Source organism: Paraburkholderia fungorum, assembly GCF_046027215.1.
Classification (GTDB): Bacteria; Pseudomonadota; Gammaproteobacteria; order Burkholderiales; family Burkholderiaceae; genus Paraburkholderia; species Paraburkholderia fungorum_D.
Genome location: NZ_JAQQEN010000002.1, coordinates 1788458 through 1810762, shown reverse-complemented (window position 1 = coordinate 1810762; position 22305 = coordinate 1788458). Strand labels below are relative to the sequence as shown.

General features: G+C 60.3%; 17 protein-coding genes and 3 pseudogenes. 11 read left to right on the top strand and 9 right to left on the bottom strand.

Going from position 1 to position 22305, the window contains the following annotated elements; genetic code table 11:
- Nucleotides 1–101: 101 nt before the first annotated feature.
- Nucleotides 102–277: pseudogene (locus tag PQR27_RS28645) on the top strand (ISKra4-like element ISBte2 family transposase); the annotation flags it as partial.
- 136 nt (nucleotides 278–413) lie between these two features.
- Here PQR27_RS28645 and PQR27_RS28640 read toward each other — a convergent pair.
- The gene (locus PQR27_RS28640) at nucleotides 414–833 is read right to left on the bottom strand and encodes a porin (protein WP_408526959.1); all 420 of its coding nucleotides are present in this window, start codon (nucleotides 831–833) and stop codon (nucleotides 414–416) included.
- On the opposite strand from PQR27_RS28640, the pseudogene PQR27_RS28635 reads away from it, so the two are divergent.
- A pseudogene (locus PQR27_RS28635) lies at nucleotides 769–1071 on the top strand (RraA family protein); the annotation flags it as partial. The gene PQR27_RS28640 and the pseudogene PQR27_RS28635 overlap by 65 nt on opposite strands.
- A complete protein-coding gene (locus PQR27_RS28630; protein WP_408526958.1) occupies nucleotides 1068–1745 on the top strand; it encodes an RraA family protein in 678 nt (225 codons plus the stop codon). The pseudogene PQR27_RS28635 and the gene PQR27_RS28630, both read left to right, overlap by 4 nt.
- A gap of 127 nt (nucleotides 1746–1872) precedes the next feature.
- Here the strand turns inward: PQR27_RS28630 and PQR27_RS28625 are convergent, their stop codons facing one another.
- Complete coding sequence (locus PQR27_RS28625) at nucleotides 1873–3294, bottom strand: aldehyde dehydrogenase family protein (RefSeq protein WP_408526957.1); 1422 nt, start codon at nucleotides 3292–3294, stop codon at nucleotides 1873–1875.
- A 112-nt stretch (nucleotides 3295–3406) separates the two neighbouring features.
- On the opposite strand from PQR27_RS28625, the gene PQR27_RS28620 reads away from it, so the two are divergent.
- Entirely contained in the window at nucleotides 3407–4303 is an 897-nt protein-coding gene (locus PQR27_RS28620) for a LysR family transcriptional regulator (protein ID WP_408526956.1), read from the top strand.
- Nucleotides 4304–4627: 324 nt separating this feature from the next.
- On the opposite strand, the gene PQR27_RS28615 is transcribed toward PQR27_RS28620, so the two are convergent.
- Genes PQR27_RS28615 through PQR27_RS28605 form a run of 3 tightly spaced genes read right to left on the bottom strand, consistent with a single transcriptional unit; the run spans nucleotide 4628 to nucleotide 8339 of the window.
- On the bottom strand, nucleotides 4628–5737 hold the full coding sequence (locus tag PQR27_RS28615; protein WP_408526955.1) for a M14 family metallopeptidase: 1110 nt from the start codon (nucleotides 5735–5737) through the stop codon (nucleotides 4628–4630).
- Nucleotides 5738–5779: 42 nt separating this feature from the next.
- The gene (locus PQR27_RS28610) at nucleotides 5780–6973 is read right to left on the bottom strand and encodes a M20 aminoacylase family protein (RefSeq protein ID WP_408526954.1); all 1194 of its coding nucleotides are present in this window, start codon (nucleotides 6971–6973) and stop codon (nucleotides 5780–5782) included.
- A 40-nt stretch (nucleotides 6974–7013) separates the two neighbouring features.
- Nucleotides 7014–8339 carry an MFS transporter gene (locus tag PQR27_RS28605; RefSeq protein ID WP_408526953.1) on the bottom strand — a complete coding sequence of 442 codons (1326 nt, stop codon included), beginning with the start codon at nucleotides 8337–8339 and terminating at the stop codon, nucleotides 7014–7016.
- A 251-nt stretch (nucleotides 8340–8590) separates the two neighbouring features.
- On the opposite strand from PQR27_RS28605, the gene PQR27_RS28600 reads away from it, so the two are divergent.
- Entirely contained in the window at nucleotides 8591–9463 is an 873-nt protein-coding gene (locus tag PQR27_RS28600; protein WP_408526952.1) for a LysR family transcriptional regulator, read from the top strand.
- Between the two features lie 239 nt (nucleotides 9464–9702).
- On the opposite strand, the gene PQR27_RS28595 is transcribed toward PQR27_RS28600, so the two are convergent.
- Genes PQR27_RS28595 through PQR27_RS28580 form a run of 4 tightly spaced genes read right to left on the bottom strand, consistent with a single transcriptional unit; the run spans nucleotide 9703 to nucleotide 14402 of the window.
- Complete coding sequence (locus PQR27_RS28595; protein WP_408526951.1) at nucleotides 9703–11232, bottom strand: efflux transporter outer membrane subunit; 1530 nt, start codon at nucleotides 11230–11232, stop codon at nucleotides 9703–9705.
- Nucleotides 11229–12134, bottom strand: a complete 906-nt coding sequence (locus PQR27_RS28590; protein ID WP_408526950.1) for an efflux RND transporter periplasmic adaptor subunit — start codon at nucleotides 12132–12134, stop codon at nucleotides 11229–11231. Before PQR27_RS28590 ends, PQR27_RS28595 begins: the two co-directional genes overlap by 4 nt.
- On the bottom strand, nucleotides 12131–12340 hold the full coding sequence (locus PQR27_RS28585; protein ID WP_408526949.1) for a DUF1656 domain-containing protein: 210 nt from the start codon (nucleotides 12338–12340) through the stop codon (nucleotides 12131–12133). Before PQR27_RS28585 ends, PQR27_RS28590 begins: the two co-directional genes overlap by 4 nt.
- Nucleotides 12330–14402, bottom strand: a complete 2073-nt coding sequence (locus PQR27_RS28580; RefSeq protein WP_408526948.1) for an FUSC family protein — start codon at nucleotides 14400–14402, stop codon at nucleotides 12330–12332. Before PQR27_RS28580 ends, PQR27_RS28585 begins: the two co-directional genes overlap by 11 nt.
- Nucleotides 14403–14676: 274 nt before the next feature.
- Between PQR27_RS28580 and PQR27_RS28575 the strand changes: the two genes are divergently transcribed.
- The 6 genes and pseudogenes from PQR27_RS28575 to wrbA all read left to right on the top strand — a co-directional run bounded on the left by PQR27_RS28575 (nucleotide 14677) and on the right by wrbA (nucleotide 22074).
- Nucleotides 14677–15627 (top strand): LysR family transcriptional regulator, encoded by a 951-nt coding sequence (locus PQR27_RS28575; protein WP_408526947.1) that lies wholly within the window; start codon nucleotides 14677–14679, stop codon nucleotides 15625–15627.
- Between the two features lie 545 nt (nucleotides 15628–16172).
- Nucleotides 16173–17870 (top strand): electron transfer flavoprotein-ubiquinone oxidoreductase, encoded by a 1698-nt coding sequence (locus PQR27_RS28570; protein WP_408526946.1) that lies wholly within the window; start codon nucleotides 16173–16175, stop codon nucleotides 17868–17870.
- Nucleotides 17871–17898: 28 nt separating this feature from the next.
- A complete protein-coding gene (gene bktB, locus PQR27_RS28565; RefSeq protein WP_408526945.1) occupies nucleotides 17899–19095 on the top strand; it encodes a beta-ketothiolase BktB in 1197 nt (398 codons plus the stop codon).
- Nucleotides 19096–19127: 32 nt separating this feature from the next.
- Nucleotides 19128–19982: a 3-hydroxybutyryl-CoA dehydrogenase gene (locus PQR27_RS28560; protein ID WP_408526944.1), complete on the top strand. Its 855-nt coding sequence runs from the start codon at nucleotides 19128–19130 to the stop codon at nucleotides 19980–19982.
- 261 nt (nucleotides 19983–20243) lie between these two features.
- A pseudogene (locus PQR27_RS28555) lies at nucleotides 20244–20375 on the top strand (SDR family NAD(P)-dependent oxidoreductase); the annotation flags it as partial.
- 1099 nt (nucleotides 20376–21474) lie between these two features.
- Complete coding sequence (gene wrbA, locus PQR27_RS28550; RefSeq protein WP_408526943.1) at nucleotides 21475–22074, top strand: NAD(P)H:quinone oxidoreductase; 600 nt, start codon at nucleotides 21475–21477, stop codon at nucleotides 22072–22074.
- The last annotated feature ends 231 nt before the right edge of the window (nucleotides 22075–22305 follow it).

The following is a 22305-nucleotide window of genomic DNA, read 5'->3' as shown; positions in this document are numbered from 1 at the left end:
TGCGCGTTGCTCGGACGCGCGACTGGCGCGTCCCACTAAATCCGCCAGAAATATTGTACGGTCTTCGGAAAGTCTTGGCAGGTTTGTCCGCGTGGAGCGGAATTCGGCCTAGGGTGTGCAAGCGTCAGCGAATGCGCTGGTCGCCGATCGGAGCTTATCTGCTTGCTCAGGTCCGATGTGCTGTGATCAACGCTGACCTTGTTGAACGACTTGCGAGACAAGCCGCCAAGCAAACCATTGTCGCGCGAAGCAGCCGAGTTAATGGAGCAGTTCGGGCTAGCATCGGAGTTACAACCCAAGGTTTTTAACGCTCCCGAATACAATTTGCAAGTAGTGGCGCTAATGTGAAGTCGAGCTCGATTTTCAGGCGAGTTTTGTCTGAAGACGGCCTTGCATGGAGCACCGGCCGATCATTAGAACCGATGCTGGATACCTAGTTGTATGCCTCTAGGGTTGGCACCGGGGTATGCCACCGGGATCCCCACCGGAGCACCGTTAATCGTGAAAGTTGCGTGATTGTGATTGTCCAGGAATGCGGCGCTTGCATACAGGGTGGTACGCTTCGAGACGAAATACCAGTACATCAGGCCAACCTGGTCACCTCCATTGCCCATGCCAGACCTGTCGTGAGCGTGAGCGCCACCGAAAGAAAGCATTGTCGCAACGCTGAATTGATAGTTGGCCGATAGCGAATAAACGTCCCTATCAACCAGACCTGTGATTTTTGCGTTGTGATATGCAGCAAAGACTTTAAGCGGCCCGAATGCGTACCCGGTGTTTTCTCGCGGACATTGGATGCGAACGGGCAAGGATCGTGTGCAGGTGGAGGCCACTGGAGTCGTTGTTTCAATTGGATCGGTGCGCGTCGCGCCAGGTGACCTCGTGCGCGGCGATGCGGACGGTGTAGTGGTCCTACCCTGCGCCCATGAGGACGCCATCCTTGATGCGGCTGAGGAGATTTCGCGTGCCGAAGACGCAATTCGCGCTCTCGCACGAGAGGGTACCCGGCTAGACGAGGCTCGCCGCCAGTTTGGGTACCACCGTCTTCAGTCTTTGAAGGACTCAGCATGAGTGACGAACACGTTCCGTTCGCCGATACGTCAATCCCGGTGCGCAAAGCGGTAGCTCTCCCTGCAGACCAGATCAAACGAGCCGCGAGGCTCGGCTCGGCGACACTTCACGAAGCTGGAGGCCGGATCGGGGCGTTACCGTCGTCGATCAAGCCGACAGCCGCCAGTTTCAGGCTGACAGGGCCGGCTTTTACTGTGCATTGCCCGCCGAACGACAATCTGTGGATTCATCGAGCCATCAAGGCGGCCAGCCCGGGCGATATCCTGGTCGTCTATGCGAGCGGCCACTATGAAGCAGGATATTGGGGCGAGGTCATGTCGACCGCAGGAATGGTGGCCCGACTGGGCGGCCTGATCATAGATGCGTGCGTGAGAGATGGTGCTCTGCTTGAGGAAGTTGGGTTTCCTGTTTTCTCAAGAGGCTTATGCATCCGCGGTACCGGGAAAGATTTTGGTGCGACGGGATGGCTTAACAAGCCTGTGCTGATGGGTGACATCTTCGTGAGTCCTGGCGACCTGATCGTAGGTGACATTGACGGAGTGGTCTCTATCCCCAATGAGCGGATTAGTGAGGTGCTTCTTGCCGCCGAGAAACGTGAGGCGGCGGAGAGGGAAATTCTGACGAGGCTGCGCGCTGGAGAGTCGACCTTGCAAGTATTTGGTCTGGACCGTTGAGGTGGCGCGCGAAACGCGCGTACGCCTTCCAATGGGATGCACGTCAAAATGCTCATACGCTACGAGAAGAGCAGTGAGGCCGCTTGCGAGCATGGAGCGCCTGCGGCCACGGCTCTTCGCCAGGGCTTCACGACACCCCAAGCAACGTCTTGGCCTCCAGGTACGATTCCAGACCAAGCACGCCGTACTCGCGCCCGACGCCCGACTGCTTGAATCCGCCGAACGGTGCCAAAGGATCGTGCTGTAGCGTGTTGATCATCACTCGACCAGCCTGCAGCCTTGTCGCCACAGCCTTTGCCCGTGCCGGATCGGACGACATGACGTAGGCGTGCAGGCCAAACACCGTGTCGTTGGCCATGCCGATCGCTTCCTCCTCGCTGCCATATGTCAGGATGGACAGAACGGGGCCGAAGATTTCCTCACGTGCGATGGTCATCTCGCTGCGCACATCGGCAAATACCGTCGGCTTGACGAAATAGCCTTGCTCTAGCCCCGCCGGACGCCCCTCGCCACCCGTGATAAGCGTAGCGCCCTCGGCGAGACCGAGCCTGATGTAGTTCTGAATGCGTTCGTACTGGTTGCGATTGGCCAGGGGTCCAATGACGGTGGTTGGATCGGCCGGGTCGCCCACCTTCATCTGCGCCACCGTCTCTTTCATCACCGTGATCGCTTCTGCCAGGCGCCGCTCAGGTACCAGCAATCGGCTCCCTGAGATGCATGCCTGCCCGTTGTTCATGAACGCCGCATTGAGCGCGAGCGGAACTGCCTTCGTCAGGTCCGCATCGTCAAGGATGATGGACGGGGATTTCCCGCCCAGGGCAAGGTGGACACGCTTCATGGTGTCGGTCGCCGCGCGCTGGATGATCTTGCCCACCGCCGTGGAGCCAGTAAAGGAAATCTTGGCGACATCCGGGTGCGTGCTCAATTCTGCGCCCACGACGTCGCCGCGTCCGGTGACGATATTGACGATGCCTGCCGGCAGCCCTGCCGCATGAATTGCTTCCGTCACGATCCTGTTTTGTATCGGGCTCAGCTCGCTTGGCTTGATCACGGACGTGCAACCTGCGGCGATGGCCATCGCCAATTTGCTACAGATCGAACCGGCAGTGCTGTTCCACGGAGTGATGAGGGCAGCAACGCCCACAGGTTCCATCACTACGGTTGAGGTACCCATCACGCGGGTGAAGTCATAGGCCTCCAGCGTCACTGCGGCGTCAAGAAATGATTGCGCCGCGAAGTGAGAGATCCAGGTGGCCCGTGAAACAGGCGCGCCATATTCTTCAATCGTCGCATCGCGCAGTGCATCGCTGCATTTCAGGACGGCAGCGTGCAGCCGCTTCAGCATGGCGAGGCGCTCGCCGACTGTTGTTTGCGCAAACGCCGGCAACGCCCTTTTTGCCGCAGCGATGGCGCGACGCGTGTCCTGGGCATCGGCGAGGGTCGCGCGTGCGAGAGGCCTTTCGGTGGTCGGGTTGATGATTTCAACGGTCTCGGTGCCGTGCGATGTCACGAAGGTGCCGTCGATGTAGGTCTCGTGGATGGTTTGCATGCTCGCTCCTGTGTTTCCCGGACTATCCGGAGGTGGTGCACGCAGCTTATGCCGTCCTAATTGTTCTGATAAGATAGATAAAAGTTGATATTTTGATTCGAAAATCGGGATAATGCAGAAATCTGGGTTAGTCGGCTTAGAGGCCGCACTTGCTGTTGCCCGCTGCCAGAGCTTTCGCCGCGCAGCGAATGAACTCGGCATCTCGACCACGGCCTTGAGCAACGCTGTTGCGGGACTGGAAACGCGACTCGGCGTTCGCCTGTTTCATCGGACCACACGTAGTGTCTCGCTGACCGAGGCTGGCGAGCACTTCGTGGCCCGAATCGGGCCGGCCTTGTCGGAGATTCGCGGCGCCATGGAGGAAACTACCCTCCATCGCCTTTCGCCTATTGGCACGCTCCGCATCAACGCCTCGCTGGGCGCAGTCCGCATGGTGTTTGCGCCCATCGTGCTGGTGTACCTGAGCCGCTACCCCGATATGAAGGTGGAGATCGTGACCGAGGGGCAAATGGTCGACATCGTGGCCGAGGGCTTCGACGCGGGGATTCGCCTGAGCGAGACGGTGCCGCAAAACATGGTCCGCATCCCGATCGACGGTGATCTCCGGATGGCGGTGGTGGGTTCGCCTGAGCACTTCTCACGCTTCCCGATCCCGACTTCACCGGCCGACCTTGCCGGGCACCCCTGTGTACGGGCCAGGTTTCCCAGTGGTGCGCCGTCGCGCTGGGAGTTCTCCCGTCATGGCGAACCAATGAATATCGAGGTAAGCGGGCCACTCACGCTCGACGACCCGGGCCTCATGCGTGAAGCCGCCTTAGGCGGTACGGGCCTGGCCTATCTCTCCGATTGGTATGTGCGTGACGACCTGGCGGCTGGACGGCTTGTGCGCGTGCTGCAGGACTGGACGCCCAGCTACCGTGGTCTGGCGCTCTACTATCCCCCTGGGCGGCAGCTACCAGCGGGACTTCGCGCTTTTGTTGATCTCATTCATGAACTTGGCGAGCGATAGTGCGCCTGGCATTGTTCGCGTTCTTCCCGCCACCCGGCATGAAATGAAGTACGGCGACGCCTGGCCGGTTGCGCTAGCGACGGGGATTGCTCCCCGCTCCCCGCAGAGATCTGTACGTGCAGAATTATTCAACGCTTGATGTGTGGTAACGGCGAGGGTCATATTTGGGTGGACCGACGCGTCCCCCCGCGCGCACAACGCTCGCGAACGGCCGCTATAGGATGGTGCGACCGTCTCTTGTTGCCCCTTTTCCGAAAGCGGCCATTTGACCAGCTCCGATCAGATGGAACGCCACCATCAGTGCCTCGCATCCCGACACCGCGATCACGTTGACCCGCCGCTCGCCGATTCGCGCGACAGCCCCATGACAGCTTGCAGAATCGCCGTGCGCGCCTGTCCGAGAATCATCCCCCGCCATGCGTCGTCATCGCAGTAGAAAGCTGCGCGAATAGCCTGATGGATCGCGTTAATCTGCTGCTGCTCCGCCTGGGGATGCTGGCGCAGCCAGACATCGGCACGCAGCATGTGCAACATGTCGACGAGCGCAATCGTGCCGTATTCGATTGCGATCGCCGTGGTGTCGGCATGCGTGCAGGTCCGGCGCAGCGTGTCGAGCACAGGTCCCGCTACGTTTGCCGCAACCGACGTGCCGTCCAGCGGACTCGTCACGTCGGCGCCCCACCAGTCGCGGGCGCGCTGCAGTTCACCGTTACCGAGCTGCCCCACGCAGATTTTCTCGCCGTGTCCGTACGGGCCCAGTCCCGTATGAAAATCGATCCAGCCAATGCTGTCGCATGCTGTGCCATGCTGCTCGAACACCGTCTGCAATATCCGCGTGCTCCAGACAGAACGATGGCCCCCGAAGAACATACCGTCGGCATGCTGATATTGTCCCACTGTAAGAGCCTGCTGATAGGCCTGTTCACCGCGTTGTGAGATGTAGTCCGCAATGGCCGCCGCGTTTTCGTCCGACGGCGGCCAGCTCGACGGCACCAGCAATGCGCGCAGATCGTCATAGGCGAGATTGGCCGGCCGGGGCAGAGAGAAATCGATGCTGTTGCGGTTCAGATCGACGTTGTCCTCGTTCGTGCGGCTCAAATGCGAGAAGCCGTACGGATTGATCGCGTGGACCACCAGGATCGCGACATTCAGTTTGTCGAGTAACGCCTGTAGCGGTCGGTCATGCAACAACGCAATCTGCGCTGCCGACCCGCAGAAACCCTCGACCCCGTGTGTGCCGGATGTCAGCACGAGCATTCGCCGGGCCATGGCGGGGCCGAGTCGCACGATATCGGTCGACAGGTCTTCGCCTTCGAGACCCCGGTGCCCCGGTATCACGTGCCTTTCCACGCGTGTCTGGATAGCCTCAGCGGCCTGCCTGTAGCGTTCCCGGGCGTTCGCATAAGATCGCTGGAAATACTGTGATCCGTTCATCGGTTCTCCTCGTGAGACGTGTGTCTGCGGGCGGCCTGACACTTACGCGGGCGTCAGGAACGATTCGGCGAGGCGCACCCAGTAGGTCGAACCGAGCGCCAGGACGTCGTCGTTGAAGTCATAACTCGTGTTATGCAGCATGCAGGGGCCAAGACCATGACCGTGATCGCGATGGTCGCCGTGACCATTGCCGATGTACGCGTAGCAGCCCGGCTTCTCGAGCAACATGAACGAGAAGTCTTCGGCGCCCATGGTCGGATCGATGTTCGTCTCCACTCGATCCTTGCCCACGATATCCTGCATCACGCCCAATGCGAAATGCGTTTCCTTCTCCGTGTTGACGGTCGGAGGATAATTGCGCCTGAACGAGAACTCGACGCTGCAGCCATAGGCGAGCGCCGTCGCTTCGGCGAGCTGCTTCATGCGGGTTTCGATCAGGTCCAGCACGTCCACCGAGAACGTGCGCACCGTGCCGGCAAGCGTCGCGGTATCGGGAATCACGTTGACGGCTTCGCCCGCGTTGATCTGCGTGATCGACAGGACCGCTGCGTCGATCGGACGCTTGTTGCGCGTCATGATGCTTTGCAGGCCCGTGCCGATCTGCATCGCGGTGAATACCGGATCGATGCCGTTGTGCGGAATGGCTGCGTGCGCGCCGACACCCTTCACCTGGATGCGGAATTCGTTGCTCGAGGCCTGGGTCGCGCCAACCCGCGCGCCGAATTCGCCGGCCGCCATCCCTGGCCAATTGTGAAGCGCGAACACAGCATCGACCGGAAAGCGGTCGAAGAGTCCGTCTTCAATCATGGCCTTTGCGCCCCCGCCGCCTTCCTCGGCGGGCTGAAAGATGAACACGACGGCGCCATCGAAATTCCGGTGTTGGGAAAGATATTGCGCCGCGCCGAGCAGCATGGCGGTATGGCCGTCGTGGCCGCACGCGTGCATCTTGCCGGTGTGCTGGGACGCATGCGCGAACGTGTTGAGCTCCTGGATCGGAAGTGCGTCCATATCGGCACGCAAGCCGATCGCCTTGCGGCTGGAACCGTTGCGCAGCACGCCGACCACGCCTGTCCTGCCGAGTCCGCGCGTGACTTCGATTCCCCAGGACGCGAGCTTCTGAGCGACGACGTCCGCGGTACGGTTCTCTTCGTAGCAGAGTTCCGGGTGCGCGTGAATGTCGCGACGAATGGCCTGGATCTCGGTTTGAGCCTGAGTAATCTCGGGAATGATTTTCATAAGTGTTCCTGCTTTCTTGAGAAGGGATTCGTTTGACCGGCTAAATCAGGGGTTGCTTCGAGCGGTCCTTCAGCAGTGCAATCGTGACAAATCCGACGACGCAGCCGAACAGCCCGTAATAGACGACCGCGAGTTTGTCTTCGGTCACCTTGATGAGCAGCGTCGCAATCGCGCCTGCGAAACCGCCGAATATCATTACGGCAAAGTTGTAGCCAATGGCCATGCCCGTCGAGCGCACATGCGCCGGAAACAGTTCGCACACGAATGCACAGTACGACCCCTGAAAGAGACCGAGCGATGCCATCAGGCAGCACTGGACAAGAATCAGCACAGGCAGTGTCGGATGGCCTGTCAGCAGCACGAACAGCGGATATGAGACCAGCAGGCTCAGAACGGTAGAGACCATCATTGGTTTTTTGCGGCCGACAGCGTCCGAGATATGCCCCGAAGCGAACGTCGAGGCGATATAAGCAATGGCCGCGCAGCACGAAGCAATGACGCTGCTGGAGAACGGGATGCCCAGCGTCTTTGTCGCGTAGCTCGGCATGAAGTAATAGAAGATGTAGGTGCCGATCGTGCCGTACACCGTCAGACCAAACCCGGCGAGAATCGCTCGCCAGTGAATCACGACTGATTCGAGGAACGGCGATTTTGCCGTCGGAAACCGTTTCGTCTGATGCCTGAAAACTGGCGATTCATCAAGCTTCGAACGCACATAGAGCCCCACCGGCACGATCAGCAATCCGAGCATGAATGGAATGCGCCAGCCGAACTGGTCGAGTTGCTCCGGACTCAGAAACTGGGTCAGGGCCACGCCGGTCAGTGCGCCAAGCAGCATGCTGCACGCCTGACTGATCATCTGAAAGCTGCCGTAGACGCCGCGCCGTTCCACCGGTGCATGTTCGACGAGAAACGCTGTTGCACTTCCCACTTCGCCGCCAGCGGAAAAGCCTTGCAGAAAGCGGCCGATCAGCATGAGGATTGGCGCAAAGATGCCTATCTGCGCATAGGTCGGCGAAAATGCAATGATCCCCACGCCGGCCGCCATCAACGAAATCGTCATCACCAGTGCGGATTTACGCCCGTGACGATCGGCATAGTTGCCGAGAATGATGCCGCCGAGCGGCCTCGTGAGGAAGCCCACACCGAAGGTCGTCCAGGCCGCCAACAGCGAGGCGGTGGCGTTGTCGCTCGGGAAAAACTGTTTCGCGATGATCGCGGCAAAGAACGAGAAGACGGTGAAGTCAAACCACTCGAGCGCATTGCCGATAGTTGCAACGACAATCACGCGCGCGTCGAACGGCCTCGTGCCTGTGGGAGCGAGAGACATCGCATCAGATTCGCCTCGTTGAACGGGTACATCCATTTATGTCTCCTTGAGCACGGCCAATAGTCTGTTTTCTGGGTGAATCAAGCGGCCCCGTCAGCACCGAAACGCAAAAGGGTCACTGCCATGCCGTGTGCCTGATACCGATTCGTCTTTCGACTGCTCATTGTCCATAGCCGTTATCATCAAAGAAAGCTAAAATTTCTTGTTATTCGCTTCAAAATTTTTGATGTATCAATCGTGTCCGATCAGTTGCGGACGCATTCGTTTCCGGTGTCGTCGAGGTTGACTTGAGCACGTTACGCTTTCTCCGTACCTTCGCGGCCGTGGCACGCTACGGTTCGTTTGCGGTTGCCGCCGAGCAGATGGCGCTCACGCAATCGGCGGTCAGCATGCAGATGCGCGCACTCGAAACGGAGTTCAAACACGAACTGTTCGATCGCTGTGGGCGCAAGGTGATGCTGAATGCGATGGGCAAAAGCCTGTTGCCGCATGCGCAGCAGTTGCTATCGCTGTATGACGCCATGCGGATGACGGCGGGCGGCCTCGAAGAAGACGTCGGGCCGGTCTCCATCGGGGCCGTCGAATCGGTCGTGGGCGCGCTTGCCGAGGCCGCAGCGCATCTGAAGATCTCGCGGCCGAATCTCGATCTGAAGATCATGGCGGCAAAATCCGTTGACCTTGCCGCGCGCGTCGACTCGGCCGAGATCGATGCGGCCGTAATCATCGACACGGTTGGGCGCCGGCCAGCCAGCGTGCAATGGACACCCATCTATTCGGAACCGCTCGTGCTGCTCGCCAATGCGACCATGGCTCCAGGATCGGTGTCCGAGTTGCTCAAGTCGCAGCGATTCCTGCGATTTGACCGGACGCAGCGAACCGGCGTGGTCATCGATCGCGCAATACGCAAGCAGCGCCTGAAGGTGAACGAATTTCTGGAGCTCAACTCGCTGGAAGGCATTGCGGAACTGGTGCGCCAGGGGATCGGCGTCGCGGTGGTGCCGCTGCTGCGGCGCTCGTCGTGGACGCGCGATGACGCGTTGCGGGTGATGCCGTTGCCCCAGACAGATGCGAGGCGAATCGTGGGCATGCTGGAGCGCGCGGAGCACGGCAAGATGGCCGTGACAGCGGCTATCGTGAGGCACCTGAAGGATATGATTTGAGGAGCGTTGGGCGTAGAGCGCACCTCGCAACGGTGGAAGCAAGCCATGCGGTTGATCATCGAATCAAGGTTGGCCGACGGAGACAATGATACGTTCGAGGAACGTGACGGAGTTCTAGCTGTGATTGAGCGCCCTGACTGCTGGCTTGTCGAACTGGGCCTGACTCTCGCGGAAGGGCGGTCGTTGCTGGCAAAGGTGCAGGCCGAGTTCATTTCGAAGCAGGTGACGGCTGAAAGCGGTCATTCGCGATGCTGTGGCACACCTCCAGGCGTTGTCGGAAGCGCCTCTGCCGAAGTTTGTCGAAGCACACTTTCAGCCTGTGCGTCGTGCGTTGATGGGTCGCTGGACTGCCATCCACCACCCAGCGACTGAAATACGCTCACCTGATCGAACGCCACTTGCGCGTCCGAGTTGGCGAGCGCCGCTTCCGCATTGGCGAGCGTGCGGTCAGCGTCGAGACTCATCAGATAGGGCACGCGTCCCCCTTGGTAAAGCCTGCGCTGTTCACGAGCGGCAACCTGAGCCTGGTCGCGCGCATCGCGCAGCGAGCGATTGCGGCCGAGCTCGTTGGTATAGCGTGCCAGCGCGGTCTGAGTCTCCTCCAGAGACTTCAGCACGACGCCATCGAATCGGGCGAGCGCCGCATCGCTGCCGGCCTCCGCGCCATGGATGCGAGCTCGGGCGCCATTAGTCGGAAAGTTCCACGTCACCACCGACGCAAAACTCCATTGGCGTGTGCTACCCATGCCCAGATCGGCCAACGTACCCGTGACACCGCCGGTGGCGCCGAGGCGAATCGATGGATAGAGATCCGCCGTTGCCACGCCGATCTTCGCGGTAGCCGACCCTAAATCGCGCTCGGCCTGCCGAATATCCGGGCGCCGTTTGAGAAGGGCGGCCCCGTCGCCCACTGGAAGCGGCTGCGTCAGCCTGGGCTCCTCGCGACACTCGGCCTGCGGTAACGACGAAGCGCCCGGCGGCTGTCCCAACATGACGGAAAGCCGATATGCGGCGGCGGCCTGTTCGGCACGAAATTGTGGCAGGCCCGCGCGCAAGGTTTCCGCTTGCGAGAGGGCTTGCGGCAACTCTGCCGGCTGGTTGCGGCCGGCGTCCACCAGTTTGCGCGTCAACGCCACGGCGCTCTCCTGTAGCGCGAGTTGGTGCTCGGCCACTTCAAGCTCATGCGTGGCTGCGCAACCCTGCACATAGGCAAGGACGGTCTGCGACACCACCATCACGCGGGCCGAGTCGAGCGCGGCCTGGCTGGCCTGCGCCGCAGCGAGCGCCGCCTCGTCCGCGCGTTCGAGCTTGCCGAAAATATCGATGAGATAGGACGCCGAGATGCCGTAGCTTCCAACACTCAACACTGGGACTTTCTCATCGCTCAGGTAAGCCTCGCCGGAGAATTGCTGGTGACCCGTTTGAGCCGAAACATCGCCCTGCACTAGATGCTCCGCCTTAACCTCCTGGAGGTTCGCAAAAGAACGCCGCAGGTTGGCGGCGGCGACACGCAGATCCGTGTTGGCATGCAAAGCCTGTTGCACCAATTCATTTAGCTTCGGATCGTCGTAGAGCCGCCACCAGTCATCCGGCAGGGGAGCGAGTGAGATCGCCGGATCGTCGGCGCCATGCAGAGTGCCATTGGCAGACGGCGATCGGACAACTGCATTGGCCGGCACATGATAGTCGGGGCCGACGCTCACGCAGCCGACCAACGACGCGAGCATCGCCAAGCCGGCGGCACGAGCGAACCAGAAGTGGATTCTCATAACCGTGCCTCGCTGTTGCTTGTCTCGGCTGACGCACGCGTGCCGCGCACACTGACTGTGGCCGTGCGCCCCGACACCAGCAGCACGCCGGCAGGCACGTTGTCGAGCATCACACGAACCGGTACACGTTGCGCAAGACGGACCCAGTTAAAAGTCGGGTTCACATTCGGCAGTAAGTTCGATCCAGCGCTCCGATTGCGGTCCTCGATGCCCGCGGCAATGCTCTCGACGTGACCGTGCAACTCCATGTGTTCACCCATGATGCGCACATCGACCGGGTCGCCGACACGCAAGCACGGCAGCTTGGTTTCCTCGAAGTACCCCTCGACGTACAGCGAATCGCTGTCCACCACCGACAGCACCGCCTTGCCGGCGTTGGCGTAATCGCCGAGGCGAGGCATGCGGTCGCTGACGAAGCCGTTCACGGGACTGACGACGCGCGAGCGTTCGAGATTGAGGCGTGCAACGTCGACGGCGGCCTCGGCCTGCGCGAGCGCGGCCTCGTCCTGTTCGACACGCGTCTGCGTAGCCTCGACCGTCTCGCGCGCGACCACGTCGACCAGCGAACGATTGCGCACGGCCTCGCGGCGGGCCTCGGCCAATGCGGCACGTCGGTCAGCGGCAGTCGCCTCGGCCTGGCGCAGCGCAAGATTGAATCGTTGCGGATCGATAGCGAAAAGCACCTGTCCGCGTTGCACCGGCGCGTTGTCCTTGACATATACCTCGCTTACTAAGCCCGATACGTCGGGGGCGACCTCGGCAATATCGGCCCGTACATGGCCATCACGGGTCCACGGTGCGGTCGTGTAGTAGCGCCACATATGCAGACCGACGAATGCAGCGATGCCCAGGGCCACCAGCGTGAGCAAGACCGGGCTGAGATGAAAAACAATGCGTTTCATAGTGAGATTCTCTGTGCAAGCGCCAGCAAGCTGCCGAGCACGATGATGTAGAGGGAAGCGTTGAACAAGGAGCGGTGCCAGACGCGTAGGTAAAGGCCGCACCGCACCAACAGTCCCCGCAGAATCGAGGTCAAGCCGAACGCCGCTAGCATCAGTACCAACAGCGTCGGTACGAACACACCATAGATGTCGATTTCACCTGGCATCGCAAGCCTGCGCTGTGTCTCCAGGCCGAGTATTCGGGAATAGCGTCAGGCGTAGTCCCACGAGCGCAGCCACAGCCTCGCGCGCGCCAGGTGTCGCTGCCACGGCGAGGGAATGGCACGCCGCATCGATGCGTGCGGCCAGCGCGCGGGGCGCCTCGGTCGGACTCCCTCGACTCTTTCGACGCCTTGAGTAAATGGCGAGGGCGGATAGCACGCGTTGCACGGCGCGCCGTGTCGGCGGCGCCATGTCTGCCGCATCGCGTTGCAATGCCAGCGTGTCGAAGCCCACTTGGACCCCAACGAAACCGTCGTAGGAAGGCGCTTCTTGCCCGTTGGATAGCATGGGGACGAGCCGCGCCAATCGGTCGAACATGCGAGCACGCAGCAGCGCAGACGCAACCCATCCGCCCTGATCGACGCCGTGCGCAATATCCCGCCAGTTCGCTCGAATCAAACGGTTCGCTGCAATGTGCTGCCCGAATGGACGCGTCATGACGAACCAAAGCGGCGCGAATGACATTCCCGCGAAAATCGCCAGACTCGTGTTGAAGAGATCATCGAAATGCACGTCGAAGAGTGTTTGCGCGTTTGCAAACGAGACCGCATTCACCGACAACAGCACGGCATACAGGTTGAAACCCGGGCGCGCAATCAAGGCGCCGACGACGACGAACGGAATCGCGAGCAATGCCACAAGCATTTCGAAATCATGGGCCCAAGGCAATACCGTAAACAGGTAGAACCACACCACCAGCAGGCAGAATGCACTCCAGCCCACAAAGCGCAGTGCCACCCTGCGGGGCTGATCGACAGCGGAGAGGAGGCTGATCGTCGATGCCGCGATGCCGACCGCGCCTGCGCCGTTCTCCCAACCCGAGAGAATCCAGAATCCGCCTACGCAAAATATGGCCAGTCCCGCTGAGGCCGCTTGAAACAGCAGCAGCATGTGATCGTGGTGATAGATGCGCGTGGTCGATTCGACGCGATAGCGCAAGCTCGGCGTCGTGCCCTTGACCTTGTCGTTGCCGATGCGTTGTTGCAGGGTCTGGCAGTCATGCCAAAGATCAGCGAGCGTGTCGAGGTGGCGCTCTGCCGTCGTGACCAGGTCGGCGTACCAACGGTCCGCGCCTGAATGGCCGCTCGTGTCAACGCAGGAAGGAACGCTGGAATCGTGTTGCGCTACGCGTGCCTCTACCGTCACGCGCGTATCGAGCGCCGCGATTCTCATCGCGAGTGCCCGTGGCATCCCGTCACGCGTTGCGCGCAGCGCGCTCACGGCTTGCGCCAGTGCGGACAGCACGGGAAGTAGCATGGTCATCCGGCTATGAAGCGCCCGCGCGCTGGCGACCGTAGTCAGATTGCCCGCCTCGTACGAGAGGTGATTGATGAGTTGCTCAATTGCACCGAGATCGGCCGTCAGCTTCTGGCGACTGCTGTGACGCGTGACGTTTTGCGCAACGCCGGACACCATGTCATCAATCCACATCGCTGAGTCGTCGAGCCACGTTTGCGACTGTGCACACAATACCGACGCCACACGGGCTGGGAAAACCAGGCTGGCGACCAAACTCGCGCAAACGATGCCGATGACCGTTTCCTCCACACGCACCAACGCAATGTCAAACACGGCAGTCGGGTCAGTCACCGTCGGCAATGCCACGATTGGCAGCGTGAAGGCGGCCAGGAGGAACACATAGCTTCGCGGGCCACGCTGCATGTAGGAGAGATAGAGCAGCGTCGCCGTCCAGAACGAGATGGCAGCCATTAGGGCTAATGGTTCATTAACCAGCGGTGGTACCAATACGACGGCCGCAACTGCGCCTAACACCGTGCCTGCGACTCGATAGGCGCTCTTCGAGCGTGTGGCGCCGTCGAGGGGGTTCGAAACAAGATAGACCGTCGCCATTGCCCAATACGGGTGATCCAGGCCAAGCGCCAACGCGATATATAGCGCAGACATGGCGGCGCCAAAGACCTTGACCGAGAACAGCCAGTGTCGCTTCGATCGCCACGCGCGCAGCGCCGATACAATCGACATAAAGGAGAAAGCATTGATGACCATGTGCGATTGCCCAATTGGAGAAATGCGGTTGCGTGAGGGCTTCTGCATGCGTCAGCAATCTGACGCCCTGACGTTCGTCGCTGGGGGTTCTGCGCATAGGCCATCGCGCTGCAAGAGGTGCGCAGCCAACGCTCAGCGTCGGTCGCGCGGATCGACCCGTCGGATGCAGAAGCAACCGACAAGTGCCCTGCAGCTACGACACAGAATTTAGGCGTTCCCTGACCCTTTGAGTAGCCGGTAGAATTGGGAACTACCCTTTCATTGGTGGAAGGCCATGGACCGGCTCGAGGCGATGGGCATTTTGTTGGCGGCGATAGATCACGGGAGTCTCTCCGCCGCGAGTCGTAGACTCGGTATTCCTCTGGCAACGATCAGCCGACGAATATCAGAGCTGGAAGCGCACCTCACCGTTCAATTGGTGGTGCGTGGCACTCGACGATTGACGCTGACCAAAGCCGGGCATGGCTACGTAGTGTCGTGCCGAAGAGTGATGGAGGAGATCGCGGAAATCGAGCGTACGACCTCCGGCGAATATCACGCCCCGCAGGGAGAGCTCGTTGTCAGCGTGCCGCCGATCATGGGCCGCATCCACATCATGCCGGTGATCGTCGAGTTTCTACGTGCGTTTCCACAAATTCGCATGCGGGTGCAGCTGACGGACCGGCTCGTAAATCTGCTCGAAGAACGCATTGATCTTGTAATGCGGATAGGCGAACAACCCAGTAGCAGCTTGATCGGAACGCGCGTCGGAGTGCATCGCGAGGTATTGTGTGCCAGTCCAGACTATCTAAAACGGCGCGGAAAGCCGCGTAAGCCTGAAGATCTCCTCGCACACGACTGCGTGACATACGAAGCGTACGCCGGCGGCAGCAGTTGGGAATTTATGACAAACGGCGAGTCGCGCAAGATCGAGGTACCTTCCCGGATTGTCGTGAGCACGGTGGAGGGGGCGCTGGTTGCCGCTGTCGAGGCGGCGGGTATTGCACGCGTTGTGTCGTACCAGATAGACGAGCACGTAAAATCCGGCCGCCTCGTCACGCTTCTCGAAGCGTTTGAACCTGATCCAAAGCCCGTCACGTTGATGTACGCGGCGCAGGGACAGATTCCGCTGAAGCTGCGCGCATTTATCGATTTCGTCGCACCGCGACTTCGCGAAAGGCTCGGTCTACCGCGTACGGAAGGGTCGCGCACGCAACTGCGCCGTAGGCGTACAACGTCGTTATAAATAGAATCTACGAGCCACGCGGTCGAGGGGCATTCGTCGAGTCTCACCTTGCCGTTGCATGCGCATTCCCGTTGCTCCGGCGCACTGACTGCTCTTGCGTCGAAAGCAGTCAATTTGCTGATGCGATGCCGATACCTGCTCATGGCCGACCTTTGCCGGACGCCGCCGTACGCATGAACTCCAAAACCGGGCGTCACGCAGAGGACCGTAGCCGACCCCTTTCGGCCAATTGGCAGATTATGTCAGTGAAAGGGCAGATTTCGATAACGGGAATATCCGGGACCATTGATACCATCCCCTGCAACAGATCAACATTTTCAGCCGCAGGGCGTTGAACAGCAGGCGCTCGTGGACAAGGGCCGAAAGCCCGCCATTCTACGAGGCGAAGATCGCGACCGCGCACGGCTTCTCCGATTACGTACTGGCGCAAGCCCGCGGGCTTGAGACGGCCAGCGTGTTCGCGCGCGGCGACGATCCGCTGTTGCATTAAACGAAGCGCAATTCTGACGCGCACGCGTGTCCTGAGACTGAAAGAAGGAGGAGGTATGACGTTGGAAACTGCCCGCGCAGAGGCGGCAGCGAGCTTGACTCAGCAATACGGTCCGCGGGAATCGATGGAATACGATGTGGTGATCGTCGGCGGGGGACCCGCTGGACTGGCCGCTGCAATCCGCCTGAAACAGCGTGCGGCCGAGCAAGGCGTCGAGCTTGGCGTTTGCCTGCTGGAGAAAGGCTCAGAGATCGGCGCGCATATCCTGTCGGGCGCCGTCATGGACCCGCGCGCGCTCGATGAACTCCTGCCCGACTGGAAAGCCCTGGGCGCGCCGCTCGATGTCGCCGTGACCGAAGACCGCTTTCTGTTTCTGTCGGAGTCAGGCGCGCGCACCGTCCCGAACTGGGCGCTGCCGGATAACTTCAGGAACCACGGCAACTACGTGATCAGCCTCGCGAACCTGACGCGCTGGCTGGGCCAGCAGGCCGAAGCACTGGGCGTCGAGATCTTCGCGGGCTTTCCCGCCGCCGAAGTGTTGTATCACGATGACGGCTCGGTCAAGGGCGTGGCGACCGGCAACATGGGCGTGGGCCGTGACGGCCAGCCCACCGAAGCCTTTCAGCTCGGCATGGAACTCCACGCGAAGTACACGCTCTTCTGCGAAGGGGCACGCGGGCACCTCGGGCGGCAACTGTCGGAACGCTTCGGCCTGCGCGAAGGCGTCGATCCGCAGGTCTACGGCCTCGGCATCAAGGAGCTCTGGGAGATCGATCCCGCGCAGCACAAGCCTGGTCTCGTGATCCACACGGCGGGCTGGCCGCTTGGGACCGACACCTACGGCGGCTCGTTTCTCTATCACATGGACAACAACCAGGTGATGGTCGGCTTTGTCGTCGGCCTGGGATATTCGAATCCCTATCTTTCTCCTTTTGAGGAATTTCAGCGCTACAAGACGCATCCGGCGATTCGCCCCTTCCTCGAGGGCGGCAAGCGGGTGTCATACGGCGCGCGGGCAATTGCCGCAGGCGGTCTGATGTCGTTGCCGAAGCTGGTTTTTCCAGGCGGCGCACTCGTCGGCGACGACGCGGGCTTTCTCAACGCGTCGCGCATCAAGGGCTCGCACGCGGCGATCAAGACCGGCATGCTCGCCGCCAATGCCGCATTCGACGCGTTGCAGGCCGGGCGGCAGTCAGACGAACTCGCGGCTTATCCGGAATCGTTCAGACATTCCTGGCTGCACGGCGAGCTGCATAAGGCACGCAATTTCAAGCAATGGATGGGCAAGGGCCTATACCTCGGCACGCTGATGGTTGGCATCGAACAGAAGCTGTTGGGCGGAAAAGTGCCGTGGACGCTGCATCACCGCCATGCGGATCACGAGACACTCAAGCCCGCCGCTCAGTGTGCGCCGATCATCTATCCGAAGCCTGACGGCAAGCTGACCTTCGACCGGCTGTCTTCCGTCTTCATATCGAATACCAACCATGAAGAGAATCAGCCCGCGCACTTGACGCTCAAGGATGCGAGCGTGCCCGTCGCCGTCAATTTGCACACCTATGCAGGACCGGAAGCGCGCTTCTGTCCGGCGGGCGTGTATGAATACGTGAAGGACGATGCAGATAAAGACCGCTTGCAGATCAACGCGCAGAACTGCGTGCATTGCAAGACCTGCGACATCAAGGACCCGACGCAGAACATCGTATGGGTGACGCCGGAAGGCGGCGGCGGACCCAACTATCCGAATATGTAATCGGCGCATAACGAACTGGAGCAGATCAATGAGCGAAACAAAGCGTGAAGTTGTGGTGGTGAGCGGGGTGCGGACTGCGATCGGTGATTTTGGCGGCGGTCTCAAGGATTTCTCTCCGACCGAACTGGGCGCGATGACCGTGCAAGAAGTACTGGCGCGCGGGAATGTCAGAGGCGATGAAGTGGGGCACGTCGTGTTTGGCAACGTGGTTCATACAGAGCCGAAGGACATGTACCTCGCGCGCGTCGCGGCGATCAACGGCGGCGTGGCGCAGCATGTGCCAGCGCTGACTGTGAACCGCCTATGCGGCTCGGGCCTGCAGGCTGTCGTTTCGGCCGCGCAAACGATTCTGCTGGGCGATGCGGATGTCGCGATCGGCGGCGGGGCCGAGGTCATGAGTCGTGCGTTGTACGCCTTGCCGGGCGCACGGTTCGGGCAACGCATGGGCGACGGGAAGCTCGTCGACATGATGCTCGGCGCGTTGCACGACCCGTTTCAGACGATTCATATGGGTGTGACGGCCGAGAACGTTGCGCGCGAGTACGGCATTTCGCGTGATGAGCAGGACGCACTCGCGCTCGAATCGCATCGACGCGCGGCGCATGCCATCGCTGAGGGTCGATTCCGCGATCAAATTCTGCCGGTCAAGCTGCGCACGAAGAAAGGCGAAGCGTTCTTCGACACCGATGAGCATGTGCGCCACGACGCAGGCGCTGACGATTTCTCGAAGCTCAAGCCGGTATTCGTCAAGGAAAACGGCACGGTGACAGCCGGCAACGCGTCGGGTATCAACGACGCAGCGGCAGCCGTGCTCATGATGGAGCGCAGCGTTGCCGAGCGGCGCGGCGCGAAGCCCCTCGCGCGGCTCGTGTCGTATGCGCATGCGGGGGTCGATCCGGCCTTCATGGGGATTGGTCCGGTGCCGGCGACACGCAAGGCGCTTGAGCGAGCCGGTCTCCGCGTCGATCAGCTCGATGTGATCGAGGCAAACGAAGCGTTCGCTGCGCAAGCGTGTGCGGTGACGAAGGAACTCGGGCTGGACCCGAGCAAGGTCAATCCGAACGGTTCGGGCATTTCGCTCGGCCATCCCGTCGGCGCCACAGGTGCGCTGATCACCGTCAAGGCGCTTTACGAGCTCAAACGGATCGGCGGCCGGTACGCGCTCGTCACGATGTGCATTGGCGGTGGACAGGGGATCGCGGCGATCTTCGAAAACCTTCAGTGAGCGACGAGCAAGGATCTAAACCAGGGGCACTCATGAATATTAAATCGATTGGCGTAGTAGGCGCCGGTACGATGGGCAGCGGAATCGCACAAACCGCGGCCGTAGCCGGGTTTGACGTCGTGATGATCGACGTGAGCGACGCTGCCCTCAGCAAGGGACGCGCGGCGCTGGCATCCAGCCTGGAGCGGCTCGTGGCCAAAGGCAAACTCGACGCGGCAACGCAAAAGGCGGCACTTGAGCGCATTGTGACGTCGGTCGACTACGCTCAGCTTGCTTCGGTCGATGTCGTTATCGAAGCGGCGACCGAGAACGTCGAACTGAAGGGACGCATTCTCAAACAGATTGAGGCGGCCGCGCGGCCGGACGCGATCATCGCGACGAATACGTCGTCGATTTCGATCACCGCGCTCGCCGCGCAACTCGCTGATCCGTCGCGCGTTGTCGGCATGCATTTTTTCAACCCTGTACCGATGATGCCGCTCGTCGAGATCATTCGGGGTCTGCAGACGAGCGATGAAACAGCGGCGGCTGTCCGGACGCTCACCGAACGTATCGACAAATCACCGATTGGTGTGCGGAACTCGCCGGGCTTCGTCGTGAATCGCATCCTGATTCCGATGATCAACGAGGCGTTCTTTGTGTTGAACGAGGGTGTCGCGACCGCCCACGAAATCGATGAAGGCATGAAGCTTGGTGCGAACCATCCGATCGGGCCGCTCGCGCTTGCCGATCTTATCGGGCTCGATGTATGCCTGTCCGTGATGGAAGTTTTTGTACGAGACTTCGGTGACCCAAAATATCGCGCGTGTTCATTACTGCGCGAACTGGTTGCGGCAGGACGGCTAGGCCGCAAAACCGGGCGGGGAGTGTACGATTACGCTGTGTAATCGCTGCTGCAGTAGGTAATCACATTGAGCAGGCTATGCGGCCCGAGCGCACCATCCGGGTCGTTGCAACAGAGGCAGTATGTGCGCGGACAGCAGGCCAAAGCGGGTCGACATTTTTATCGAATGGTTAGTAGATTTGTATTCGGTTCATCTTGCCGACTAAAGTTAATTCGTTCGAAAGCTCAGGCTGGATGATTGCTTGAATGACCGTGAGCGGATTCGAATCGAAGCTTCGCAGCAGACACAGCCTGGTCGAAGCTGGCGGCTGTCATGCCGCTGTCCCCGCTTTCGTCGCTGAAGGTCGACGAGTGGAATCAGATGATCGACGTTAACATTCGCAGCGTTTTGCACGGGATCGCGGCAGTCTTGCCGGTAATGGAAGCGCAGGGAAAAGTTCAAGGTTTCCCGCAGCGAGTTCACGTGTAGATGTGGACACTGAATCAGTCGCTAAACGCACGGCGGATACCGTCTCAGCTACGCGACGCATCAGTTTGTCGAATGACACGCCCCCCCGACCGAATTCGTCCATGCTCGGACTTGCAGTCCGCTTTGACAGATCGAGGGTAGTCGCAATTTCCTCGAATCTCATCCCCATACGGTTCAATCCCCCGCAGACGACACGGTGCAGATGGAGGCCGCAGTAGATCGCGAAGGCGCATCCCAAAGACGCCACCACGGCAAGAATTGTCATAGGCAGGCGATCGTGCGAAGCGATATTCGCATCGAGGCGCCATAGCTCAACTGTGCACGCTAGTCCGAGCGCCAACATCAGTGTCGCCCAGGCGCCGAATGGCAGGATTAACTTTAGTCTGATCGCGAAGACAAAATTCCGCACTTCTTTCCCTTCGTGGTCGAAGACGCGAATGCGCCATGGAGACTCGCGCCAGGCGTCGGAGTACCGTCGACCAACCCGGTTTCAAATTGCCACGACCGACTTCGGTTGAGATGGGCCGGGCAAGATGCGGGCAAAGACCCGCTCCGTTGGCTAGTCCGGCATCGGAGTTTGCATCGAAAGCAACGCGTTGGTGATGGTGTTTATAGATTGTGTCGTTATTTTTAATCATTGGACGGCGGTCGCACCTGTAGCGATGGTATTGCAATACGAGTCGTGCGCAGACGTTCGTCGCCGGGGATCCATAACGCGAGACGAAGGGTTCCATCGAAACATATAGGCTTCCCCTGGGATTGGCCAGCGTGTAACCTTCAGGCATGTCATTTCCAGAAGGAAATTGTCATGACACCCAGCCCCGATCTACCCGAAGTGCCCACTCCCATTGTCCGGCCGGCCAAGCTGTTTCCCGATGGCCGGCGGATTGATCCAGGTCGTGGCTTATGGAGCAGGCGCATTCAGCTCTGACAACCGTCGCGAGTTGCCCGCCGCGGGTACCTCACAATAACGACGCACCGGACGACCCGGGGTCGTCCTGGCAGGACACCTGTTGCACCCGTGCGGCGCCTTGATGGCCCGCTTCATCACACTAAGGAGATTGCGATGGCAAAGGTTCTTGTTCTCTACTATTCGTCGTACGGACATATCGAGCAGATGGCCGAGGCTATCGCGGAGGGCGCCCGCAGCGCGGGTGCGCAGGTCGACGTCAAGCGCGTGCCGGAAACTGTGCCTGAAGAGGTCGCCAAAAATGGGCATTTCAAGCTCGACCAGGCAGCGCCGGTCGCAACGGTCGCCGACCTCGAGAATTACGATGCGATAGTTGTAGGTACCGGCACCCGTTATGGTCGCATGTCGTCGCAGATGGCAGCCTTCCTCGATCAGACCGGGGGCTTGTGGATGCGTGGTGCACTGAACGGCAAAGTGGGTGGCGCGTTCGCATCGACTGGCACTCAGCATGGCGGACAGGAAACCACACTTTTTTCGATCATCACGAACCTGATGCATCTCGGTATGATTATCGTCGGCCTGCCTTATAGCCATCAGGGGCAGATGAACATGAGCGAGATCGTCGGCGGCGCGCCTTATGGCGCAACCACCATCGCTTCCACCGACGGGTCGCGCCAGCCAAGCGAGATCGATCTGACCGGCGCACGCCACCAGGGCGAACTGGTGGCGAAGACGGCGGCAAAGCTGTTCGGCTAACGCCTTCGCTGGCAGATCTTCGGGTGAGCTGGTGTCGTCGCCCAGCTCACCCGATATAGATCGTTATGCAAACTATACGTTTTATAAAGAGCACTGCGTGACGGATCAACCGGCTGTTCCTCTCAATTCGCATGCCGCGTTTATCAACAAGCTCGCGCTTTTTACAATGGATTTAGATGAAGGTCGATATGATCGCTCCGCTTGACGCCGCTGCTTTACAACAGGCGTCAT